Origin of the sequence: Lachnospira sp., assembly GCF_016290755.1 — a bacterium.
GTDB lineage: Bacteria > Bacillota > Clostridia > Lachnospirales > Lachnospiraceae > Lachnospira > Lachnospira multipara.
Genome location: NZ_JAEEVD010000001.1, coordinates 37,355 through 59,313, shown reverse-complemented (window position 1 = coordinate 59,313; position 21,959 = coordinate 37,355). Strand labels below are relative to the sequence as shown.

26 protein-coding genes, 13 tRNA genes and 1 other RNA gene are annotated in these 21,959 nt (G+C 30.4%); all 40 read right to left on the bottom strand.

The window, feature by feature from the left end; all coding sequences use genetic code 11:
- Positions 1-21: 21 nt before the first annotated feature.
- Positions 22-456: a hypothetical protein gene (locus QVA17_RS00440; protein WP_287385632.1), complete on the bottom strand. Its 435-nt coding sequence runs from the start codon at positions 454-456 to the stop codon at positions 22-24.
- A 364-nt stretch (positions 457-820) separates the two neighbouring features.
- Positions 821-1,188, bottom strand: a transfer-messenger RNA (tmRNA) gene (gene ssrA, locus QVA17_RS00435).
- Between the two features lie 5 nt (positions 1,189-1,193).
- Positions 1,194-1,279: transfer RNA gene (locus QVA17_RS00430), tRNA-Cys, on the bottom strand.
- Between the two features lie 160 nt (positions 1,280-1,439).
- A tRNA-Ile gene (locus tag QVA17_RS00425) sits at positions 1,440-1,512 on the bottom strand.
- Between the two features lie 252 nt (positions 1,513-1,764).
- Positions 1,765-1,837 (bottom strand) — tRNA-Met (locus tag QVA17_RS00420).
- A gap of 288 nt (positions 1,838-2,125) precedes the next feature.
- Entirely contained in the window at positions 2,126-2,344 is a 219-nt protein-coding gene (locus tag QVA17_RS00415) for a hypothetical protein (RefSeq protein WP_287385631.1), read from the bottom strand.
- A 53-nt stretch (positions 2,345-2,397) separates the two neighbouring features.
- Complete coding sequence (locus QVA17_RS00410; RefSeq protein ID WP_287385629.1) at positions 2,398-2,934, bottom strand: hypothetical protein; 537 nt, start codon at positions 2,932-2,934, stop codon at positions 2,398-2,400.
- Between the two features lie 1,586 nt (positions 2,935-4,520).
- Positions 4,521-4,709, bottom strand: a complete 189-nt coding sequence (locus QVA17_RS12650) for an HNH endonuclease (protein ID WP_442911560.1) — start codon at positions 4,707-4,709, stop codon at positions 4,521-4,523.
- A 623-nt stretch (positions 4,710-5,332) separates the two neighbouring features.
- Positions 5,333-6,490 carry an ATP-binding protein gene (locus QVA17_RS00405; protein ID WP_287385627.1) on the bottom strand — a complete coding sequence of 386 codons (1,158 nt, stop codon included), beginning with the start codon at positions 6,488-6,490 and terminating at the stop codon, positions 5,333-5,335.
- Positions 6,491-6,569: 79 nt separating this feature from the next.
- Positions 6,570-6,643: transfer RNA gene (locus QVA17_RS00400), tRNA-Pro, on the bottom strand.
- Positions 6,644-6,649: 6 nt separating this feature from the next.
- Positions 6,650-6,724: transfer RNA gene (locus QVA17_RS00395), tRNA-OTHER, on the bottom strand.
- Positions 6,725-6,728: 4 nt separating this feature from the next.
- Positions 6,729-6,802: transfer RNA gene (locus QVA17_RS00390), tRNA-Asn, on the bottom strand.
- Positions 6,803-7,092: 290 nt separating this feature from the next.
- A complete protein-coding gene (locus tag QVA17_RS00385; RefSeq protein ID WP_287385626.1) occupies positions 7,093-7,875 on the bottom strand; it encodes a DUF7873 family protein in 783 nt (260 codons plus the stop codon).
- A gap of 363 nt (positions 7,876-8,238) precedes the next feature.
- Positions 8,239-8,376: an HNH endonuclease gene (locus tag QVA17_RS12645; RefSeq protein WP_442911559.1), complete on the bottom strand. Its 138-nt coding sequence runs from the start codon at positions 8,374-8,376 to the stop codon at positions 8,239-8,241.
- A 672-nt stretch (positions 8,377-9,048) separates the two neighbouring features.
- Positions 9,049-9,450 (bottom strand): hypothetical protein, encoded by a 402-nt coding sequence (locus tag QVA17_RS00380; protein ID WP_287385624.1) that lies wholly within the window; start codon positions 9,448-9,450, stop codon positions 9,049-9,051.
- Positions 9,451-9,506: 56 nt separating this feature from the next.
- Positions 9,507-9,794 (bottom strand): RyR domain-containing protein, encoded by a 288-nt coding sequence (locus QVA17_RS00375; protein WP_287385622.1) that lies wholly within the window; start codon positions 9,792-9,794, stop codon positions 9,507-9,509.
- A gap of 30 nt (positions 9,795-9,824) precedes the next feature.
- A tRNA-Lys gene (locus QVA17_RS00370) sits at positions 9,825-9,898 on the bottom strand.
- Between the two features lie 6 nt (positions 9,899-9,904).
- Positions 9,905-10,399, bottom strand: a complete 495-nt coding sequence (locus tag QVA17_RS00365) for an NUDIX hydrolase (RefSeq protein ID WP_287385620.1) — start codon at positions 10,397-10,399, stop codon at positions 9,905-9,907.
- Positions 10,396-10,791, bottom strand: a complete 396-nt coding sequence (locus QVA17_RS00360) for a hypothetical protein (RefSeq protein ID WP_287385618.1) — start codon at positions 10,789-10,791, stop codon at positions 10,396-10,398. Before QVA17_RS00360 ends, QVA17_RS00365 begins: the two co-directional genes overlap by 4 nt.
- Positions 10,792-11,324: 533 nt before the next feature.
- A tRNA-Ser gene (locus QVA17_RS00355) sits at positions 11,325-11,417 on the bottom strand.
- Positions 11,418-11,759, bottom strand: coding sequence for a group I intron-associated PD-(D/E)XK endonuclease (locus tag QVA17_RS00350; protein ID WP_287385870.1), 342 nt, complete (start codon positions 11,757-11,759; stop codon positions 11,418-11,420).
- A gap of 130 nt (positions 11,760-11,889) precedes the next feature.
- A complete protein-coding gene (locus QVA17_RS00345; RefSeq protein ID WP_287385616.1) occupies positions 11,890-12,285 on the bottom strand; it encodes a hypothetical protein in 396 nt (131 codons plus the stop codon).
- Complete coding sequence (locus tag QVA17_RS00340; protein ID WP_287385615.1) at positions 12,276-12,500, bottom strand: hypothetical protein; 225 nt, start codon at positions 12,498-12,500, stop codon at positions 12,276-12,278. The genes QVA17_RS00345 and QVA17_RS00340 overlap by 10 nt, the downstream gene beginning before the upstream one ends.
- A 130-nt stretch (positions 12,501-12,630) precedes the next feature.
- Positions 12,631-12,704: transfer RNA gene (locus tag QVA17_RS00335), tRNA-Gln, on the bottom strand.
- A 9-nt stretch (positions 12,705-12,713) separates the two neighbouring features.
- Positions 12,714-13,139: a hypothetical protein gene (locus QVA17_RS00330; RefSeq protein WP_287385613.1), complete on the bottom strand. Its 426-nt coding sequence runs from the start codon at positions 13,137-13,139 to the stop codon at positions 12,714-12,716.
- A 38-nt stretch (positions 13,140-13,177) separates the two neighbouring features.
- A tRNA-Gly gene (locus QVA17_RS00325) sits at positions 13,178-13,249 on the bottom strand.
- Positions 13,250-14,017: 768 nt separating this feature from the next.
- Entirely contained in the window at positions 14,018-14,176 is a 159-nt protein-coding gene (locus tag QVA17_RS00320) for a hypothetical protein (RefSeq protein WP_287385610.1), read from the bottom strand.
- A 369-nt stretch (positions 14,177-14,545) separates the two neighbouring features.
- The gene (locus QVA17_RS00315) at positions 14,546-14,842 is read right to left on the bottom strand and encodes a hypothetical protein (protein WP_287385608.1); all 297 of its coding nucleotides are present in this window, start codon (positions 14,840-14,842) and stop codon (positions 14,546-14,548) included.
- Between the two features lie 526 nt (positions 14,843-15,368).
- A tRNA-Thr gene (locus QVA17_RS00310) sits at positions 15,369-15,440 on the bottom strand.
- A gap of 204 nt (positions 15,441-15,644) precedes the next feature.
- Positions 15,645-15,941 carry a hypothetical protein gene (locus QVA17_RS00305; protein ID WP_287385603.1) on the bottom strand — a complete coding sequence of 99 codons (297 nt, stop codon included), beginning with the start codon at positions 15,939-15,941 and terminating at the stop codon, positions 15,645-15,647.
- A gap of 26 nt (positions 15,942-15,967) precedes the next feature.
- Positions 15,968-17,080: a radical SAM protein gene (locus QVA17_RS00300; RefSeq protein ID WP_287385600.1), complete on the bottom strand. Its 1,113-nt coding sequence runs from the start codon at positions 17,078-17,080 to the stop codon at positions 15,968-15,970.
- A 64-nt stretch (positions 17,081-17,144) separates the two neighbouring features.
- Positions 17,145-17,636, bottom strand: a complete 492-nt coding sequence (locus QVA17_RS00295; RefSeq protein ID WP_287385597.1) for a hypothetical protein — start codon at positions 17,634-17,636, stop codon at positions 17,145-17,147.
- 39 nt (positions 17,637-17,675) lie between these two features.
- Positions 17,676-17,747 (bottom strand) — tRNA-Glu (locus tag QVA17_RS00290).
- Positions 17,748-18,162: 415 nt separating this feature from the next.
- Positions 18,163-18,378 carry a hypothetical protein gene (locus tag QVA17_RS00285; protein ID WP_287385596.1) on the bottom strand — a complete coding sequence of 72 codons (216 nt, stop codon included), beginning with the start codon at positions 18,376-18,378 and terminating at the stop codon, positions 18,163-18,165.
- Positions 18,371-18,580: a hypothetical protein gene (locus tag QVA17_RS00280; RefSeq protein ID WP_287385594.1), complete on the bottom strand. Its 210-nt coding sequence runs from the start codon at positions 18,578-18,580 to the stop codon at positions 18,371-18,373. Before QVA17_RS00280 ends, QVA17_RS00285 begins: the two co-directional genes overlap by 8 nt.
- Entirely contained in the window at positions 18,561-18,899 is a 339-nt protein-coding gene (locus QVA17_RS00275) for a hypothetical protein (RefSeq protein ID WP_287385593.1), read from the bottom strand. The genes QVA17_RS00280 and QVA17_RS00275 overlap by 20 nt, the downstream gene beginning before the upstream one ends.
- Entirely contained in the window at positions 18,896-19,195 is a 300-nt protein-coding gene (locus QVA17_RS00270; protein WP_287385591.1) for a hypothetical protein, read from the bottom strand. The genes QVA17_RS00275 and QVA17_RS00270 overlap by 4 nt, the downstream gene beginning before the upstream one ends.
- Positions 19,187-19,260, bottom strand: a tRNA-Ile gene (locus QVA17_RS00265). The genes QVA17_RS00270 and QVA17_RS00265 overlap by 9 nt, the downstream gene beginning before the upstream one ends.
- A 12-nt stretch (positions 19,261-19,272) precedes the next feature.
- Positions 19,273-19,683 carry a hypothetical protein gene (locus QVA17_RS00260; protein WP_287385589.1) on the bottom strand — a complete coding sequence of 137 codons (411 nt, stop codon included), beginning with the start codon at positions 19,681-19,683 and terminating at the stop codon, positions 19,273-19,275.
- Between the two features lie 411 nt (positions 19,684-20,094).
- A complete protein-coding gene (locus tag QVA17_RS00255; RefSeq protein WP_287385588.1) occupies positions 20,095-21,828 on the bottom strand; it encodes a DUF2828 family protein in 1,734 nt (577 codons plus the stop codon).
- Positions 21,829-21,959 lie beyond the last annotated feature (131 nt).

Genomic DNA, 21,959 nt, shown 5'->3' with positions numbered 1-21,959 from the left:
TGTAAAATAATCAATAGGTCTCTAAGTTAAAAATGAGTATTGTGCTGGTTCAAATATCCAATGTGCTATATGTTCTTCCGATCCTGGAGTTACATAAGCATTTTTATATTTTCCTATACTAAAATCAGGGAATCTGAAATCCCAAATTCTCCAAGGTATTTTATCAGAAAATTTGTTACCTTTTTCATCTTTTTTATACGCAAATGAATGTCCAAATTCTGATAGAATGTCTTTACCTGTATTATAATTAGGATATCTTTCACCATTTTTATATTCTATAGAATTCTTTATTAGAATATCTGGAGATAGTCCAAAGACTTTTTGGGTCATTGATTTATTTACTATATTAAATTTTATAGAAGGTTTTCCAGCTAAATCATATAATTCTAGTAATCTATTAGCAGTATCATAAGTACTTAAGTTGTCAGGAGTTTCAGAATTAATATACTTTAACATACTTTGTCTTATAATATTATCTGGGAATGCTTTTCTTAATTCATTTAACTATTTTTTATCTGGCTATACAACTATTTCATCTAATTGTACAGGATTCCCATAATTAATCGAACTCTGTGGACCTATATTCTACCAAGTATTCCATTTATTAAGAATATCTTTTTCTGTCAAAGTTCTATTATTCTAAGTAAGATAACTTCCGTTTTTATCTATCTAATTAAAATGAGGATCACTTAATAATATCTAAGTACCTGGAGTAGATTCTAATCCATAGTATTTTTTAAAATCCTCATATGTAGGATGTTGTGATATTAAATATTCTTTATTAGGCATAAGTTATAATAGTTAAAAAATATTTTTAATTTAGTGGAGATAGAGGGAATCGAACCCTCGTCCAAACGTGGAACTAATAAGGTTTCTACATGCTTAGTCTTTACTTAAAAATTCGCCTATATATAAAGTTAAAGACATCTCTTATATATAAACTATCTGATTATTAAGCAAATAAGTATACAGAGTAACTTAAATGTAGTGTCATATTCAATGAGCCCTAATATATCAATTAACCTTAACACTTACAGGATTGAATAAGGCATGGGTCTGATTTACTATACTTCGATCAGGCAGCCATCAAATAAACAGTGTTGCCACTTAATTTATTACAACTCTTAAAGTGAGTCATTCTACATGCTTATTTATCACTTCTACACGCTGTCAAAACCAGTTATCCCCAATAGAGTGAATGGTTGGATTCGAACCAACGAAAGTATTACTACTAAACGGTTTTGCAGACCGTCCTATTTGGCCACTCTAGCACATTCACATTTAAAGAACCAAAAGCAATGCACTTCAACAGTCCTTAATATAAATAACCTTGTACTTTAGTTATTTACGTTTTAGTACTTCTTTACCGAAAATACTCGAACGTCCCTGTTTTTGATAAAGGGTTACAAGAACAAACCCTAAATGATTATAACCAATCGTCGGAGCAATTAGATTTGAACTAATGACCTTCTGTGTATCAGACAGATACTCTACCAACTGAGCTATACTCCGAAAAATAGCCATATCAAAAGGCTTACTTTAACAATATGGCCTAAGTTTTCATATTTTTGATTTCCGAAAAACATGCAAAAAACTATCTACTTACTTTAAGTAGCAAGCATTACTAATAAATCAAAAACACTATTTATTTATTAGTAAGAAAAATCCATATAATTATATGAGAGTTGTTTCTTTAACCAGTTATAATTATTATATAGAAGAAACAAGAAGAAGGACCACTTAACCCAATGGTTGGGACTAGTGTAGCGGGAGTTGGACTCGAACCAACAACCTTCAGCTTATGAGACTGACAAGCTACCTTTGCTAGCATCCCGCTATCTATAATAAAAATCATACTACTTTAAAATTCTTGCCGTATGTCTACATATAGTTTTATGCTGCCTCATTTAAGAGTGTAGATGCCTAAAAACTTGTAGTATGATTAATAATATTCATATAAAAAGGGTTTTCGTACCCTTTAAACGCTATTTTCCACCCGAAGCAAATAGTAAGCGATGCACTATGGCCAATAGTAGTTCTCTCGGAAGGACTCGAACCTTCATCTTCAACTAAATAAGTTGTCATTCTTCTTAAACTACGAGAGTAATAATTAATTAAAAATTAATTACTTGTTGTCTTCAGTTTCCTCTGGAGCTACTGAATCAGGGGTAGCAACTTCAGGCATATCTGCCTTAATTGTATCCACACTAATAGTATCACCACTTACAGAATCTACAGTATATACTATAGAATCCTGAACTTGCTCGCTCTTACCAGCAAGCGAATCACACGATGCAAAATTCATTGCTAGTACAGCTAGCATTACAAAAACTAATTTCTTCATGTTTAAATTAAATTTAATTAAAATTACTAATAAAATCTAAAAAGATTTGGCATTTATTTTATATAGGTATAATACCTATATTCTATATAATCTTTTCTTGTTAACATAAATAATTTTATAGGAAAATGTTTTTGATAATTATGAGGTCTTTTACCACCATCTGAATGATTCATTAATGGACCAAATAAAGATTTTCCTACATATAAACCAGTGTGTCTAGCATCATTATTCTTTTTAAAGAAAATTACTATATCACCTGGTTTAGGATTAGATGTTTCTTTAAAACCTAACTTTTTTAAATTATTTATAAAGTAATTACATTGAGCCCAATTAGCATTAGGACTATAAAAAGAAGATACAGTATTCATACAAGTTTGTGGAAAAGGACCTGGAGTTCCTGTATAATCTCGTCTATCTTTTATAGGTAAATTAATGCAATTACTAAAATCAGTATTAGGTTTATAAGTATTCTCTGATATATTTACAGCTTCCTTCGCTTTTTCAGATATATTATATGTAGAAGGTGTCCAAGCTACATAATACACTATACCTAAAAATAAAATTATTAATATTACTTTAAAAATTTTCATCCGTATAATTTATGGTATTCTTTTTCCCACTAGTCATTTTGTTTTTTAGTGCCAACAAAACGTATTACCTAGAGACCACCGTGTTTATCAAACATTCCTCTAATACTATGATATGCCATATTATTCCAATCATTTTCTTTATCTTTTGGTCCATACCCTTCTGCCTATGTTTGAGCTAGTTTTGGATATCCCAAAAAAGTATCTGTTACCATTTGAGCATGATGAGGATAATTATTTTTTTCTGAACGTCCTAACTATATGATATCTCCTACTTTATAATTACCAGGTTCTACAAGTTCATATCCAGTATCTTTACCTGCTAAAATATCATTAGCCATCTATATATTGCTGGAATATCTCATGTTATCTCCATAAGAACCTGAAGCAGTATATATACAACCGTATCCTCCACCATTTCTATTTAAATATGTTGGATCTTTTATAACTTTATCATAATATTTTATAGCATTTTCAATTCTTCTTTTAGCTAAAGGTTCTATATTAGGATTTTTCTGTAGGTATTCTCTAGCCTATTTAGCATATTTAGTAAATTCTTTCCTTGTTTTTTCAACAGACCATCCTTTTTTGCCAAATACATCTAAATCATGTCCTTTTTCAGGAGCAGTACCTAGCTATACAAAATCAGGTGTAATAATCTGAGAATTAACTAAAGCAGCTTTATCCCTTATTTCCTATCTTTTCTTTTCTTTAAATTCTTCTAGAGTTGGTACACTCTAACCAAATAATTTATTCCATGCATTTCTTATACCATCTATAAAACTGTTATTATTTGGAGATACTAATTTGTTATTCTTAATAGAATATCCCATACTCTAAGCAGTTTTTATAGCATTATTTGTTAATTTTCCAGGTATTCCATCCACAGCTTTATTTTTAGAAACTCCTTTAAAGGCACCTATATTATATAACTGTTCCTATAATTTTTTTAACTAGGGATTATATTTTGGATTTCTAGGTACACTAGTTTTCTACTATACTGGGGATCTTCCAAATAAATTATTAGTTAAATTAGTTAAAGATAAAGCTAAATTACTAATAAAACCTCCTAACTAATATTCAGGTATATTATTTTTTGGTAATAATTTTGTCGACATTATTTATCAAATTAATTTATAACAATTCAATATATCTGGTACTCGAAGTGGGACTTGAACCCACACGGCTGCAATAGCCAACGGATTTTCCTACTACTCTATGTTACCATAGCCAAACAATTAATAATAATGTGCTGTTTCAAATTCTATACACTAAACGGACAAACCATGATGTGTAGCCCATTTTCTAACAGGATTCTAACCTGAACTCCTTTATTATTATTGTCTGTTGTAGTCTGGACTATGTTATCACCATATTGAAGTTCTAGCTAGATGGATACATGCACCCTACGCAACAAATATCAGGCTTCCACTGATCAAATTCCAAACTTCAACTTAGGGCCAGGTCTATAGTCTCTACACATTTATGAGATTTCTACCCATGTCTGAGCAAGATTATTTGTATCTCAACTTAGCTCGGCGTTGTCCTAGCAACCGCTAGCAGTTTCACCGAATTAGCCTGGTTCTACTTCAGACGTTTCCATCTGAGCACTCTTTTTTATTAATTAAACTTTTTCTTTTACAAAAATTATGTGTTTGAGAATGACAATTTGGACATAACATAATGAGATTTTCTAAACGATTATCTTCTCTATCACCATTAATATGGTGTAATTGAATAGTAATTGGATTACCTAACCATTCAGAAATACCACATATTTCACATTTATTTTCTTTAATACCATTATTTAAAAGCCTTTCTTTTATTTTAGAAGGCCTTTGTATATTTCCTTTTACAAAGAACTTATCTAAAGGTATAGAATTTTTTTCAAAACTAGGATGACCTTTCTTTTTCCATCCCTGTCCTGTAAAATGTGAATAATCTACTCCAAATTCATCTAATTTCTTTTTTACTGTATTAGGATTAGAACCTTCTGGTTTTAAACCTAATCTACGACATAATTCTGCAAAGGAGTAACAATCCTTTATTTTCTATTCCAATAATTCTTTTGAATAATTTACTTTTTTCATAATTTTATACATTTTATTTATATACAAAATTATATAAAATAAATTAGTTTACAAAATTATTGGTAGACAAATAAAATATTGAACCCCAAGTATTCCGTAAAAGTCCGTCTTGTCTACCAATTCCAACATTCGAGCATACAAAGAAGTCTACAAGCTTTGTTATAATTGTATGAATGTCAATTAAATAAAGTTGTGTTTTGCAGTAAGACTTCTTATAGTATTTTGGTACAAAAGTATACTAATTTTTTCAAAAATCAAAAAAATCCCGAAGATAAATAAATAATGCTGTTTAATTTTTAATTGCTCTAAAATTAATATACTTTATAGTTGCTATAGAGAGAAGGCTTTGTATTAGGATTTATACAATAAATAAAATGAATTTCTTCATACTCTCCATCATTATTGTCATAAGTTATGATAACATTTCTTTCATGATCTATATGAAGAACTGTACCATACTCAGTGGTATCTCCTTCATGTAAGGATGCAAACTTACAATTACTTTCGAATTGATTAAACTGGAAGTTACCAAAAGGACTGTTCCTCCTAAATTCTTCATAAGAATCTCTAGCATCTTCGAATTCTTTATAATCTATGTAATGCAGTCTTACTTCTTCAAATTTCTTCTTATATTTTAGATGTTCGAGGAAATTCTCTACGCTATACTTTCTAGGATTACTTTCTTTATCAAGTGAGAAAAGTTGTATATTTACATCACTTACATAAATCTGATAATTATACTTAGTACTCTTAACATTAAAGAATTCCTTGGTCTTTCTAAACTTTTCAATACCATGAATATTTATTTCATTTACTACAGTTTTTAGAATATCTATAGTAGAAATAGTTAGAGAGTCAATAAATTCTATAACTTCACCATAACAACTTTTATCTTCTAGATTATCATCTAGGTAACTTTTAACAACTTTAAGTTCAAGATTACCAAAAGTTTTTACATAGCGAATTCTAGAAGGACGACCAATTAAATTATCATTAATGGTCATAGTATTAGTTGTTAATAGAAATACTTTTCTATTTCCAGAATTATATACTCCATCCATAATTTGAAGAATTGTAGAATCATTTTCGTTGAAATTCTTCTCAAATTCATCAAAGAATAATATACAATCTGAATTTATGCTAGATAGATACTCAATCAAATCTTGATTACGTTCTCCAAAACTCTTTACAATAATTACTGGAAGATTAAGTTTATTAGCTAATTCTTTAGCAGTTACAGTCTTACCAGTACCTTTAGTTCCATTCAATAGAATGCCAAGATTACCTGTAGTACTATTATATGTTTTACATACGTGATCTATAAATTCATTCTGTAAATCATATAATTTATAATCAAATGTAAACTTCTTAGCATAAGGCTCTAAAACCCATCCAGTAAATGGTACTAAATTAACATTATAAACACTTACTGGAAGTTTTTCCTTAATAACAAAACTTGGAGATATCATACGGGCTCCCATATCAGATATCATCCATACATCTTTTTCATTCATAAAATCTAATATATTAAAATTTATAAAATACAAGTAGGGAAAACTGGACTCGAACCAGCGACCTCTAGTTCCCAAAACTAGCATTCTAACCTACTGAACTACTTCCCTATATAGTGCTGAGAGATGGATTCGAACCATCAATACAATATGACTAGGACATAGTGATGTCTACCGTTGCATCATCTCAGCATTGCAGGGGTTGGGAGATTCGAACTCCCAACACCACGATTAACAATCATGTGCTCTAACCTATTGAGCTAAACCCCTCAAGATACTAATCAATATCCTAGAAGTAGTATCCTGAAATGTTTTAAATTCCTTTCAATATCCTTAAGCTAACAATTACGTACGAGTTAACCATCTACTCTATGCCCCCATATTATTATTAATAAATTAGAGGGGGTACTGGGATTCGAACCCAGGATTTTACGTTCTAAAAATAGATACTGGGAATTTATGATAACCATATAGCTAAAGCTTTTGACACAAATCTAACGCTAAATACCTAGTATTAATAAAGCTAATTTGTAAAGCTAAATCTATATGTCAAAAATTATTTATTTTCCGTAATGTAGATATTTAATAAGTTCTTCACAATTCAAGTTTGAATCAGAAACACTTATATCATTTACTTCTTTAAGAGCTACAGCGATAGCATTAAGAATAGCAGATTTACGACGAAGTAACTCTGCTTTTTGCCTTTGAGTCCAAGCACCAGTAAATTCTTGATGCGTAGAATCTCCAATTTCAAAAGTTTTCTTCTTTTGTGTAGTTGTGGCTCGATAATTTGCAGGAAGATGAGCAGGATCGATATTAGGATCCTTAAGAATAACTTCTTCAGTATCTGTAGTGCGTTCTACTGACTTAGATAGAAGAGTCTGCATAATATCCCTACCTTCATACTCTTCATCTGTACAAGGTTCATAAATCTTTGCATCAGAACGAACAGGAATATTCTGATACATAGAATCTAACTCTTTATTAGTTAAAATACTACGTAAACGCATTAACTCTGCTGCAGAAAGTTTACCGAAATGCTTACCTTCAACAATAAGTTCAACACGAGGAGCATCTAAACTATTTGTAGCTTCTACACTAAATACATCATCAAGAAAAGGAATGTATTTTTCTTCAAACCATTGAAGCTTTTCATTTACAGTAGTTTGTACACGAATTAAACTACGCTTTTCGGGTTTATCAAGAAAACCATCACGAGGTTCATAAGTGTTCTTTTCACCCATAAAAGCTCCCTGCTTAGTCTTAAAGAAAGCAGCATAATCATGGATCATTTGGCTAACTGATGAAGCAACTTGTTCAATCTTAGCCAGCATAGAATTCATTTTCATATTCTTAAGATATTTTAATTAATTAAACAATAATAGTGCGCCTGATAGGACTCGAACCTACACGTCTTGCGACACCAGATCCTCATACTGTTGAGTCAAACAGCTTGGGCTATATCTTTACCATATCAAAAAGTTGACTTAGGTACTAGGTGTATAGTCTCTACACATTTATGAACACTAAAGAAGGACATCGGCCATGTTATCATATCCACCTTATTTCTGTATTTCGGATACTCCTTCACACTCTTCAATTCGGCTCAGTCGTGTGTGTTCAATTTAGCTCGGGATTATTACAATTTATTTTATAAGGCTTGTACCTTCCCCGAATTAGCCTAGTTCTACTTTAAGAGTTTCTTCTTAAGCACTCAATACCTTATTACTGGATTTTCCTGAATAGTTTTCTGTTAATGCATGACAATTAGGACATAAAATTTGAAGATTTTCTAATCTATTATCTTTATGAATTCCATTTATATGATGTAATTCTAAAGGAATAGGTAAGCCTTCCCATTCAGTTTTCTAACATCTTTCACATTTATACTCTTTAAGACCTTCTTTAAGTATTCTATTTTTTATACTATATGAAGACCATCCAGAGTTCTCAATCAAAATTTCAGAAATATTTTTCTTTTTAATGGATTTATGATCTTCACTAGTAAGACCTTTATTCCATCTAGCTCCAGTAAAATGACTCATATCTAATTTTAGTTTTTCAATCTTATGTTTAACTGTATTTAAATTTCCTCCTTTATCGGAAATTCCAATACGTCTACATACTTCGGAATAAGACTTTGAGTCTTTTACCGCCTAAATAAATTGTTCTTCTGTATACCTTTTACTTGCCATAATACAAATATTTAATACACAAAATTACAAAAAATTATTGAGTACGCAAAATAAAATTGGAAAATAAAAATTAAACTTTGCTAAAGTCTGGCGTGTCTTCCATTCCACCACAGGCGCAAACCTATTTACAAAATACTTCTTATAAGCGTAATAATTAATGCAATAATTGCAGATTCTTTCCAACCAACAACAAATGGTAAAGTATAGATAAGAGGAATTAACCAATTAAATAAAGCCCATATAATAACAGTTGATATAGCAAGACTTACTAAAAATAGACCTATAACAGTAAGACAACCTAAAAATTTTTCCATAAATTTATTACAACATTACTGATTGATAAAACAATAGATTATTTATTGAACTTTGTTCTGAAGAACTATCGCTAAAATGTTTATCACTATGAGTACATTCTAATTTTTTATCTTTCATAAGATCTAAATATCCAGCAATCATAGTATCAATGTTATCATATTCTGATAATTCTCCTACAGTGTCATCCCAATTTTCATTATTAAGGTATTCGTTAACTATAACAAAATTACAGGCAGGACAATTTTTCATATGACCTTCCTTTAGATTTCTACTAAGTTTATCATAGAAATCGGAATTCTCCATACAAGATTCTGCTACAGCATTAAAATACATTTCATAATTCGATCGAGCTTCTCTTTCTCTATTCTCTTTATAGGTTTTACGTTCACAAGCTCCAATTATAGCCATAAATATGATTACACCTATAAAACAAATTGATAATTTACCTAAGAAATTCATATAGCTTATTTATTAATATTAAATCCCATACTTATAATTAACTTTAAAGTACTAATCGCAGTATTACGATCGTATTCTTTTTCTGAATCAGGAAGTTGGTCATAAGGAACAAGACAAGGATGTTTTTTATTAACATCATCTCTTTGAGGACCATATGTCCAACCTTGTTCCATACGTGCTTTAGCCCATTCTTCATGAACATTTTCAGCCATCTTTTCTACTAAAATGTTAAGTGCACTTGGCAATTGTACATTACTAGTATCTATAGGGTTAGGAACATAATCATTAATCATAATTAAAATCTTTAAAATTAAACATAAAAGTGTCTCCGCTGGGACTCGGACCCAGGACCCCTACATTAAAAGTGTAATGCTCTAACCAACTGAGCTACGAAGACAACCCATTATTTATTATTTATGTAATTATTAAATATTCTTTTAATGGTTTCAGCTTGATTCCATGCAAAATCATAATTATCAATTTCACTAATTGGAATCCATTTAATTTCTCTTACTTCATCTTCTTCAGAATCTTTATAAGATAATGATTTATTTATCCAAAAATCTGGAACAATTGCGTAATATCTGAATATAATATTTTGCCTATTCTCCTTAGGAGAAGTAGAGTGTTCTGCTTCAACAATCCATTCAACTGGAATATCAAGTCCACACTCTTCTCTAGTTTCTCTAGCAGCACATTCTTCACCAGATTCATCCCAATCAAGATATCCTGATGGACTATTCCATTTAAGTTTACACTCTGAAGTTCTTTTACCCCTTTTATTAGCAAGAGTATACCAAACTCCATTATAAAGACAGAATGGTACTAATACAGTTCCAATACCTCTATTCCTATAAAATTTAGTACCATCAGGCAAAATAATAGGTTCATTTTTCATTTTTTTCTTATTTTAACATTATGAGTGTCAAATTTCTTATGGGAACGGTGTCTAAGAAAATCAATTCTTCTACTCTGTTTTTCTCCTTTTTTATTAGTTTTTCCCATTTTATCTTTTACAATCCATTCACCACACAACTCAGAAAATTCACTTTCTACTACAATTATATCACCTATCTTAAATCCATATAATCTAAACATATCTTCAGATAGTGCTACCCATCTTATAAGATTATTTTTTAATTTAGAATTATCAATTCGGTCTCCACTTGCTGTTACCCAACCACAGCCATGACCAGGCCAGTAGAAAGTTGCCTTTACTTTATACGTATTTCCACATACACTAAATGTTATAAATAGTGTTAAAATTAAACTTAAAATATATTTCATCATGCGGATATGGAGGGTTCCGACCCCCAAACACAATGTGTCCGATCGGTTTAGCAAACCGTCCCTACTCCTCGCAGGTTCCTATATCCTAAATTAATTATTTATATTAATCTTACATACCAAATACCAGTTCTATTTAAAACTTCTTGTTTTGCTAACATACACAGGGCTTTATAATTTGGATCTTGTTCACATTTTACAAGTTGATCAGCTGCTATAAGCATTATAATAAATGCAATAAATGCTCCTACCCAACTAAATAATGTAAGAATAATATAAGTAATAGCATCACCAAATAATACTATACATTCATCTACAACAAAATAGTTATATACTTCAGTTATTACTATGAATAATATAGCTGCTATACAACCACATAAATAAATCATAATAAATTATTTATAAATTAAACATAAAAAGTAGTTATAATTAGCGAAATTAGCAGTTTCGGTTTCAGAGTATATTTTGCTGTAACTACTTTAATTGATTATACATTTCTCACACTACTATAAAACAATGTAAGATTCATGCATTAGAGGAGGATATGGGATTCCAACCCATACACCACTTATTAAGTGATTACTGGTGGTTTTCAAGACCACTGCCTTAGCAATTAGGCTTAATCCTCCTTAATTTAAAGTTACAATATAATTATTCCACTTGTCTGTCAGTGTTAACTCTGTAATAGCATCAATATTTTCAGATGGAATTTCATACATTGTTCCTTCTATAGTTAATATAAAAACTATATCACATGAAGTTTTATCAAATTTTCTAATAATAGATTTTCCAGAAGATCCACCACTATTACATAATCTTACAATATAGTTAGTTTCAGCTTTATTTAAGTGTTGAGTAGTTTTAACTGAAACTCGTTGTAATTTATTATCTTTATCTATTATTAAATCATACTTTTGAGTATCATTTAATGGTAACATAACTGGAATGCAATTAGTTGTATAATAAGCTATTGCTCTTCCTAAACCTAAATTTCCCTAGTGAGACTTATATTCACTAGACCACGGATTTTTTTTCATATATAACATTATTTTTTAAAATTTCAAGTCAGGCCCATTACCACTCTGGCATCCCTCCTACCTATTAATAAGGATTGTGTCTCACATTTGGACTGTCCTTTTCTTTTTCAAGAATATTAAACAGTTCTTTAACTAATTTATCTGAATGATAATTGTCAAAGAAACAAAGAACACTCTCGCAAGTTTCTTCATCATTTACACAAGATACATATTTACCATTATGTTTATATAGAGATATTCTATAATTAGGATAATCATCTATAGTAAACCAATAGCTACGACTTTTTTCAAAAATCAACTCTAGATGTATATTATCTACTTTTGATAATATATCTTCCCATTTAACCCAATCTTCAGTTTCAAAATACTTACAATAATATTTTTTATTGAAAATTAGAAATCCATATATTAGAGTACTAATTATAAGAATTAAAAGGGTGATGAAAATAATTATTTCCATGATTTAATTTCTTTTAATTTGAATATATTATTTGAATATTCAAAAGTAACTTTACGTTCTTTTAAAAGTTCAGAAAATTGTTTATAAAGATGAATATCAATAGTAACTTCACCTTCTTGTAATAGTTTTGCTAAAGATTTAAACATAATATCTCCAGCATCTAATTCTTTTCTTAAATCTTCATTTGATTTATTAATAGGTTCTTTTTTAGCCATAAGGAACTAATTATTTTTGGTTGTTAATTTACAAGATTAATCCTTAAAATAAAATAATACTTGCTGTAAGTCCCTTAATTGTTTACTAAACAACAAGTTGCTGAGTTGTTGTGTTCATAGTCTTGTGATTTGGTTGGGAATACAGGAATCGAACCTGTACGGACAGAACCAAAATCTGTTGCGCTACCATTACGCTAATTCCCAGAACCTTAATTACTCTTCTTCTTCCTTATTAGGTTTACACAAAACTTCAAGGTTAAACTTACGAGTTTCAGAGAACATTGAAGATTTATTCCACATATATTCATACTCTTCTCTTAAAATATCAACCTTGCGAATCATATTAGTGAGAATTTCACGTTCAATACGTGCCATTTCTTTCTCTGCTCGGAATTCTGCGATATCAGTACCAATCCTGTTATCAAAAGTATCCTCAGGAGAACATTTAGCAATACCACGTACTTCAAACTTCTGAAGATAAGTCTTTACCTTATCAGCTTGTTTGCACTTACTTGCATACTTACTAAGTACTTCCTCTTCAAGAAAATTTTGAGGAACAATACCAAATTCAAGAACACATACACAAGTGTTCTTAGTCTCATCTACATAAAATTTCTTGTTAAGAATCTTTTTATACATAATAATATCTATTAAAAATTTTAATTAATTAAAACTTGAGCAGATAACCAGAATCGAACTGGCATCTCCAGCTTGGAAGGCTGGAGCACTAACCATTGTGCTATATCTGCAAAAAATAGTATTATACAACTATAAGCAATATTCCTAATATTATATATATTAAAATCATTAATATTATACAAATATTAACTGATGCTTTATAATAGTTCCAGCCTATATAATTAAACTTTAATAAAAAATTTACGGATTTTATAAACATAAAATCACAAAACTGGCTAAAACTGTTATAATTATATATAATAGTAGAAATACATATACTTATCCACATAAGTGATAAAACAGGAAAAATTCCTATTATAAAATCTAACATCAATAAATATGTAAACGGTATAATAAAGTAATATACTATAATATTAATTTCATTATACGTCATATGTAATTTGTTAGCTAAACTATATAAAATTTCTACAGTTCTATTAAAGATTTTACATATCATACCATGAAATCATTACTTAATAATTCAATATTAATTAATTCTTCTGACCAACCTTCTTTTAATTTCTCTTGACGAAATTCTTCACAGCGTTCTTGTTGAATACTATCACTATTATATATTAGAATTATACATCCAATAATTATAATAGAAAAAATAATAAGTAAAAATGTCATATCTTATATACAATTTTTTACAATTTCTTATTAGGAATAATCGGTTGAGGAATTCTATCTACCTAATAACTAGGAATTACTCTAGGATTATCTAAAACAAAACGTGTAGTTGGAGTCCTTCCTCCCATTACCTTTAATACTTCCATATTATTTAAACCTGGAATATTTTTAGAACCCCATTTCCATATACTTCTAGAGTCTTTAAAAGGCTATAAATCCCAGGTATCTTCTATAATACCTTTAGTACCTCCAGTTTCTGGATTATATGCTAAAATACCAGAAGCTCCGCCTCCAACACCAGCTAAATCATCAACTGTTGTAAAACGTGTGTGGTATACTGGATCTTCAAATGCCTGAGGTTCACTCATCTAATATATATGAGGTTCATAGTTATTTCCACCATATTTCTACCTTATAGTGTTTACTTTATTCATATCAACATTATATGTACCATCAGAATTTTTTACAAAAATAGTACCTTCTTTAGGATCTTTAAACCTTAAAGCTTTACGATACATCATATTACGAAATTCAGCAGCAGCACCTGCAGGCATACCTGTCATAGTTTTAACAGAATTATCAGGAGAAGTTAAAACTTTTAACCAATAGGGATTATTCTTAGGTTTTATAGATAAAGGATTAAAAAAATCAAGAACTACATTACGAAGTTCATTCTTTACAGGTTTTATACCAGTAAAAGTACTTCCTATATCGTTAGAATATCCAAAAGGGTTTTTCTAATTATATAACGCAACTCTTCCTTTATATTGAATTGAAGGATATAATAAACTGGTTGTTAATACATCTCCAGAAGTACCTGTAAGTATTGGAAGAGCATCTCCTAAATGTTGTCCTATAGATTTGCCAGTAAATGGAGTAGTTATATTATTTGTTAATATAGATGGTATAAGTGGTAAAAGTCTATATCCTCCAGCAGCAAGTGTTGAAGCCTGTACAACAGGGTTATTAAATACTCCTTGTAATCCTCCAGAAGGATTATTAGAATCTAGTGTCCATAAAGCATTATCAATCATTTTTTTATATAATGGAGCATTAGAATCATTTCTAGAATTAGTACCCTTATACTCTAACGATAATTCTTTTATTTTTTGTCTTCTTTTATCAACAGCTTCAGTATTACACTTTAAACATCTCCATCTATAAGATTTACCATTTTTATATCTTTTAAAAATAGTCTACCCATGCACTTTACATTTTCTAATTTCTTCCATTTTAAATATTAATTATTAAATTAGTAGTCCAGGTAGGAATCGAACCTACATTTGGCTCTTAATCACTGGCCTTCACAATATCACTATAAGTTACAGGACTATCAATTTATATAAGGACAGTGGATTCGAACCACATACCAAAATCTCTCGACTTTAATACAGCTACCACACCTTAACATCCTTATATAGAGCCTTTTTATTGAAGTTTATGCTCACTATAAAATAAATATCAGTTAACGCATATCTATTTTACTCTTCTCAATTCATGCGTCCATGAAAGCATCTTGCGATGGCAACTTTTGCATTAAAGTTACAAAGATCAAGAAAGGGCCTCCTATCGGATTCGAACCAATGACCTGCTCATTACAAGTGAGCTGCACTACCACTGTGCTAAGGAGGCAACCAAAAAAACAACTCCACTCCATCTCGCCCAATATATTCAAGCTAAAGCCTATGGGAGCATACTTCTTTGCCTAGGATCACTACGCATACTCCATCAAGTACTACGTGGTCTTAATGCTAGCATAACCCGTAGTTCTAATGACAGTTTAAATGCTGGTCTACAGCCATAGAGTTGTTTTATTTGAATTAAATTTTTGTATTATTAACTTTGTTCAATTAATCCTTCGTAAATATCTTCTAGATCTTTAACACGAAAGCTGTCAAATTCAATAGGTTCTTCTACTCCTTCCATTCGGAACCATATAATTCCTTCTGAAGGTTCTTGAAATGCTTGTATAACTGTTGGGAGTTCTAATGAACTTAATCCCATAGCTTCATCTTCACCTATTGTAATATAACAGTCTAGAGGATTTTGTTCATTAGTATGCATTAATAAAGCACTTATTTTATGCCTTAAATCTTCTATTAATACATTTTCAATTTCTGATGATAATCCCATATGTTTATACAGATTTTGTTAAGTTATTAACAACTACTTATTGATGTTCCACAAGTATCAATAGAACAGCTTGATACAGAATGACCACAACTATCTACTGAAGAACTACAACTATCTACTGAAGAACTACAAGAATCAGCAGCACAAGAAATCACACTGGAAGGAGATTGCTTACTAATATGACGTTTGCAAGGATTTTTACATCCAACTCCTTTGCATTCTATAAAAGAATCTTTACTTCTATCTTCAGGGTCATAAATAATAAGAGATTTCTTATTCCAAGAACCAGTTACCATTCCATCAGGATGTACAATAATCTCTTCAAGGAAATTAGAATCATGAGATTCATTATATTCCTTTAATTCCTTCATATTAGACCATGAAAGAGTTACACATGTACCAAGGAAGTTATATGTTTCATAAACATAATAATCCTGAATAACCTGTTCAACAAACTCTCCATGATTAAACATGAGATTTCTAAGATCTAACAGCAAATCATTAATATGTGATTCATCATCCTCAATGATCAAATTCCTAAAAGAAAAGTCATCAACACAACCACGATACTTTACAATAAACTCAATAATATCTTCAAGAGTTTTCATATCGTTAGATACTCCAAGAACACATTGGAGTCTAACCTTAGCATTTGGATGATTTTTCTTAAATGAAATTATATTTGGAGAATCAACAAAATATGAACGGTTAAATACATCTCTATCATCAATACTATGTTTAGATATATTTACCCAACCATTAAAATTAGTAGGAATCTTTTTTAAAAATCTACCATTAGTATTAATGGAAAACAACTTTACATGAAAAGAATTTACTAGATTGACAAGTTCTTTTATATTTACAAATACAGTAGGTTCTCCACCTGTAATAGAAACAGTCTTGAGATGACCTTGCATAGCAAGTTGCAAAAGTACTTCTCCTGTAGAATGCAGTAAGTTTTTTGCATTCTGTGGATTATTCCTTTCAGATTTTTCGATACAAAATGCACAGTTTGCATCACATCTGTCAGTACATTTGATATGAACATGATGTTTCCATTCATCGGAATACATTCTGTATTCTTTATCAAATAATACAATCTTATCTGTAGAAGCTTTTTCAATCTCCTGTTCATTCATTTCAAGAATAGGATCTTGAATAAAGTCTTTTTTATCTATAATACGTTTAAACATATTTTTTAATTTAATCAATCATATAATATTGCTTAATCAAATCTTCATTTTCTTCTAGAAATAGTCGAGCCTGTTCTTCAGTATGAAAAGCAAGAAAGAAATAACAGTTATTAGTGTATCGTTGATAACCAACAGTACTATCAATTCTAGTAATTATATACTTTGTACAATGAGCATAAGACCACTCTACTCCAGTAATAGGACCTCCAAATCGTTCATCATTAGCTATAATCTGACTTAATTCAGCCATAGCTTGTGCCGATCTTGCTTGTTCTTCAGTAGCAAAAATATTACGATTACGTTTAATCCATCTAATAGAAGATTTTTGATGAATTATTCTATTATCATCATCAATATAAAAACCTTTAACATCAGGATCACTATCTTCCCAAGGAATTTCTTGTTTTTTCTTAAAGACAATAATACCTTTATCAAAATCAGATTTTTCTATATCAATTCCAGAATATCCTTCAGGAATTTCAATTAATAACCTATCTGCCATCTTTCTAAGTATTTTAATTTATCTTATACTAATTATTTGTAGCCAACCAGGGAGTCGAACCCTGCTTTACAGATCGAAAATCTGCTGTCCTAGCCGATAGACGAGAAGGCCACTTAACTTAAGTTATACTAAAAGTGAATACACTTTTTATATTTTTATATAATTTATATTTAAGTTTATGCGTCTGTACCCATTGTTCTTTAAATTCATTTAAAGATTCTTCATTGTTATATATACCATCTATATTTATAATAGAGAATACATAATCTTTATCTGATATACTAGATAGAATCCATACTAATTGGCATCCAAATAATATCCAATTAACTACTGGAATACAACAAACTATCATAACTAGTATAACTTCCCAAATAGGATACTTTGGTCTTTTTAACTGCCAGCTCCAGTTATCATTAACTTTAGTTAATGTACCTTCTCTTGTTTTAAACAAGCAAAATTTTAAAAATAGAGCTGCTAAAAATATAATTATACCACTTAAGACATTAAATGTTAGCCAAGACATATTTTAATCATGAAATTTTTTACAATGTAAATGTTTCCAATTTGTATCTTTTGTTACATGTCCTTCGTGGGGACATTTACAAATAGCGTGTTTTGAATAACCACGAATAGGGTCGTAAAAGTTATCACAAGCACCACATCTGTTCTCCCATTCCCAAGGATCCATCTCAAGTTTTACATCAGGATCCTCAAGCACTTCATTAATATCAAGTTTAGGCATATTTAATTATTGCTTTTTCAGTTATAAAACTTGCACTATCAGGATAAAATTCAACATGATTTATTTCAACCTCTATATTAGTACCTATAGTTTGAACATACCCCATAATATATCCATTGTCTTCACAATAATCTTCTATTATTGAAAAAGCATCTGAAGTATGCTGTACTTCATAAGTTGTATTATTTAGAACTAATTTCATCTTTTACTTGTTTTTTAACTCTTTCACCAACACCTTGAATATTAGTATACAATGATTCACAAAAATCATCTAAATCGTCTTGAGTTATATATTCAGTAGCTAAAGTTTCTAATCGTTCTATATCTTTTTCATTAAAAGATACACGTCTATTTAAAGTAAGTAAAGTAATGAGACCTTTATTTTGGGAGTCTTCAAGTTTACTAAAATCTTCCTTTAAAGAAACTACATTAGAATTTATTACTTTAATTTTATTTAATAGATAAAAACAGATTATCAATGCTAATATTGCAACTATAGATATAATTATTGTATAAATCATACTATCTTACTTTTTGGAAAATTTGTATGAAATGCTAATTTATTTATACCATCCCTAAGTTTAGAGATAATTTCTCCTTGATCAGAAATCTTTGCTTCAAGTTTTCTTACTTTAGAATTAAGATCGTCATTATCTTTAACTAAGATATTAATATATCTATTAAGAAAATCCAATCTTTCTTCTATATCCATTCTCTTTTTGTCATGCCAGAAAAATCCAGCTAATAAACTAATTACTACACCAATAGTTATTGCTAGTAAAGGTTCCATAATATAAAAAATTTTAAGTGCTCCCACTAGGACTTGAACCTAGAACCTCCTGTGTATAAGACAGCTGCGCTAACCGATTGCGCCATAGGAGCAATTAATAAATATTAATAAACTCGTTTTACGTATTTGATATTAGTTGAAACATAACAATCACAAACCATAGAACTTTCCCAAAGGCCTTCAAAATAAGGAGTTTCATCTGGAATTATACATTCTATTACTGCTGGACATAAGTAGCCCCAACTTTTAGCAACTGCAATAGCATCTTCTTTTGATTTAAAAGAATGTATAAACCCACCACCAACTGAATGTCCAATACGTACATTTTCTTCAATTAATTGTTTAGTTAAAGTTGGAGAACCTACATATTCTTTTCCAATTTTAACAACAGAATTATAAAAACAAGTTTTATATTTCTTTTTAAGATGTAATTTATGTAAGAGTACATCTTTAAGAGTACTTTTAAAAGGAAGTTTTACTACCTTATAACAAACAACACCATGAGATATATGCATCTCAGAAGTTACTCTTGTACACATGTTTTTAAAGTAAAATAATATTAATAAATAAAAACTCTTAAGGACATTTCTATTTTAATTGGAAAACATCCCAAAAGCCAATAAAAGAAATGTTTTAAAAATTAAACATAAACTAAACAAACGCTTTTAAGTAAAATACTTTATTGTTTGCTGTAAGAGTTTTCGTTGTTAAGAAGCTTTACAATGAGTTTTTAATATTACGATAGAACTCATCAGAAACTATATAATCACCTTTGATTCATGTTACTAAATTAAAGAATGATTTTGCTGTAAAAGCTTCCATTGTACCTGCCCACACATTTTTAGGCCTAAATAATGGTGGGATATATCGTAATCGAGCAAGACATCTTATACAGATGCCTTGCAAAATTACAACATATATTTATTCTAGACAAATAATTTGTCAAGAATTTCTTGGTCAAGAGCTGCTTGCATCAACTCTTCTGCAGTCTTAGGCTGCTTCTTTTGCTTTTTCTCATACTCTCCTCCCATAAGGAATGAAATGACAGCAGGGTCATATCCAGAGATGTAAAAGAAATTAGGAGCATCAGCACTATCTTCGAACTTTACCGAAGGTTTTCCATAATACCCATTGGGAATGTCCCAAAGAATAATTTGGAAATTATTCACATATTCTTCAGAAAATCCTGCTTGACGCAAGATTCCCAAGAATGCATGAAAGTTTGTAGTGTGATCGGGTACATCTCTCCAGCTATTGACTGGATCAAATTCACCATCACTAAAACAAACAATACCTGTCGGCATCTCAGATTCAGAAATACCTTCTTGTTTTGCACTAACAAAAATGTTAGCAACTTTCAAGAAATCAGTATTTCCAACATAACTTGAAGCATCATTCAAGTACTTCTCAGTAGTTGTAGATCCTTTAAAGATATGCATCTGAGCAGTGTGATTGAACTCTATCCAAGCATCCTTGAAAGGCCCATCAAGGAATTGCGAAAGATAAAGTGCCAAAGACTTTGCTACATGATTAGCAGAAAATTTCTGTCCAGGGATCAATGCAGACATAGAACCAGAAGTGTCACGAACTGCAATGAGTCGTGAGTCTGTATTAACTCCGTCTTTACCAACATTAAGAAGTCTTTCAAACTTCTTATTGACAGTAACCTCAGTTACTCTGGGCAAATTTCTTTTCTGCCTAAAACCATCAGGACAAACTTCATAGAGAGGCTTAAGAATAATGTGAGGATACTCAGTAGTATTCACATCTTCTTGTTTATCAAGCCATTCAATGAATTTGTCTTCAAGGTTATGTCTTTCAAGGAAAGTTGTTCCATCACTACGTACAGTGGTGAGTTTCTTTTCCTTAGACCATGTAGTCTTTCTAAGTTTATGCACAGTGTATCTGGGGTGCGTAAACATAGTAAGAGCTCCGCTAGGAACTTTATCAAAATCAATGTCTTGATACTGTTCCTCAGCAATCTGTCGCTGCCAAGTATGAGCAGTACCAGAAGCTTTAAGCTTACGATACTCCTTCATTGCAGATTTATTAGCAGGAAACATCTTCCAACTAATCCAACGAGCAATAACATTATTGGCTTTAGCAACATCAGTGGTAGCCTTACTATTTGTGCGTGGGGTCGGCATAAACTTCAGTACAAGATTACGAGTAGAATCATTCTCAAGAAGAGAGATAATTACTTCGTACATCTTATTCCAATTCAACTCACGATTTTGCCAACCGTTTTTGATAAAATCATAACGGAGAAGGGCAAAAATATCACGAGGAGAACCAATTTCTACAAAAATATCGATGTTTTTATAGAAAGTTTCAGGATGATTGGATGCAAGCCACATCATCCTATGGATGTACTCCTTACGAAGACCTTGTCCACGTTGAACCGATTTGGTTTTATGGATATGAGTCTCTTTGCGAGTAATGATTCGAAGATACCCCAGCATCTTTAGAGCCATTTCAGGACAAGTTAACCATTCTTTCTGAATGGTAGATGCTGATTCTTCATATGAACGATTTAAGTACAGCCCCATAGAGCTAAAATCATCCACAAACACATTGAGACTTGTTGAGTACTTTAAAGCACCATTACCAGACTCAGTTTCAGCAGCCTTTTTGAGGCCATTCTTAATGAATTCGTTCATAGTTTTTATTTATTTGAGATTAGTATTTCTTTATAGGTTATAATGATTGGGCTATCACGCAAAGCAATAATTCTACATTCGTAAAAATCACCGTTTGGTAGTGAGCCCAGTAATACTTCCCACTGATCGAA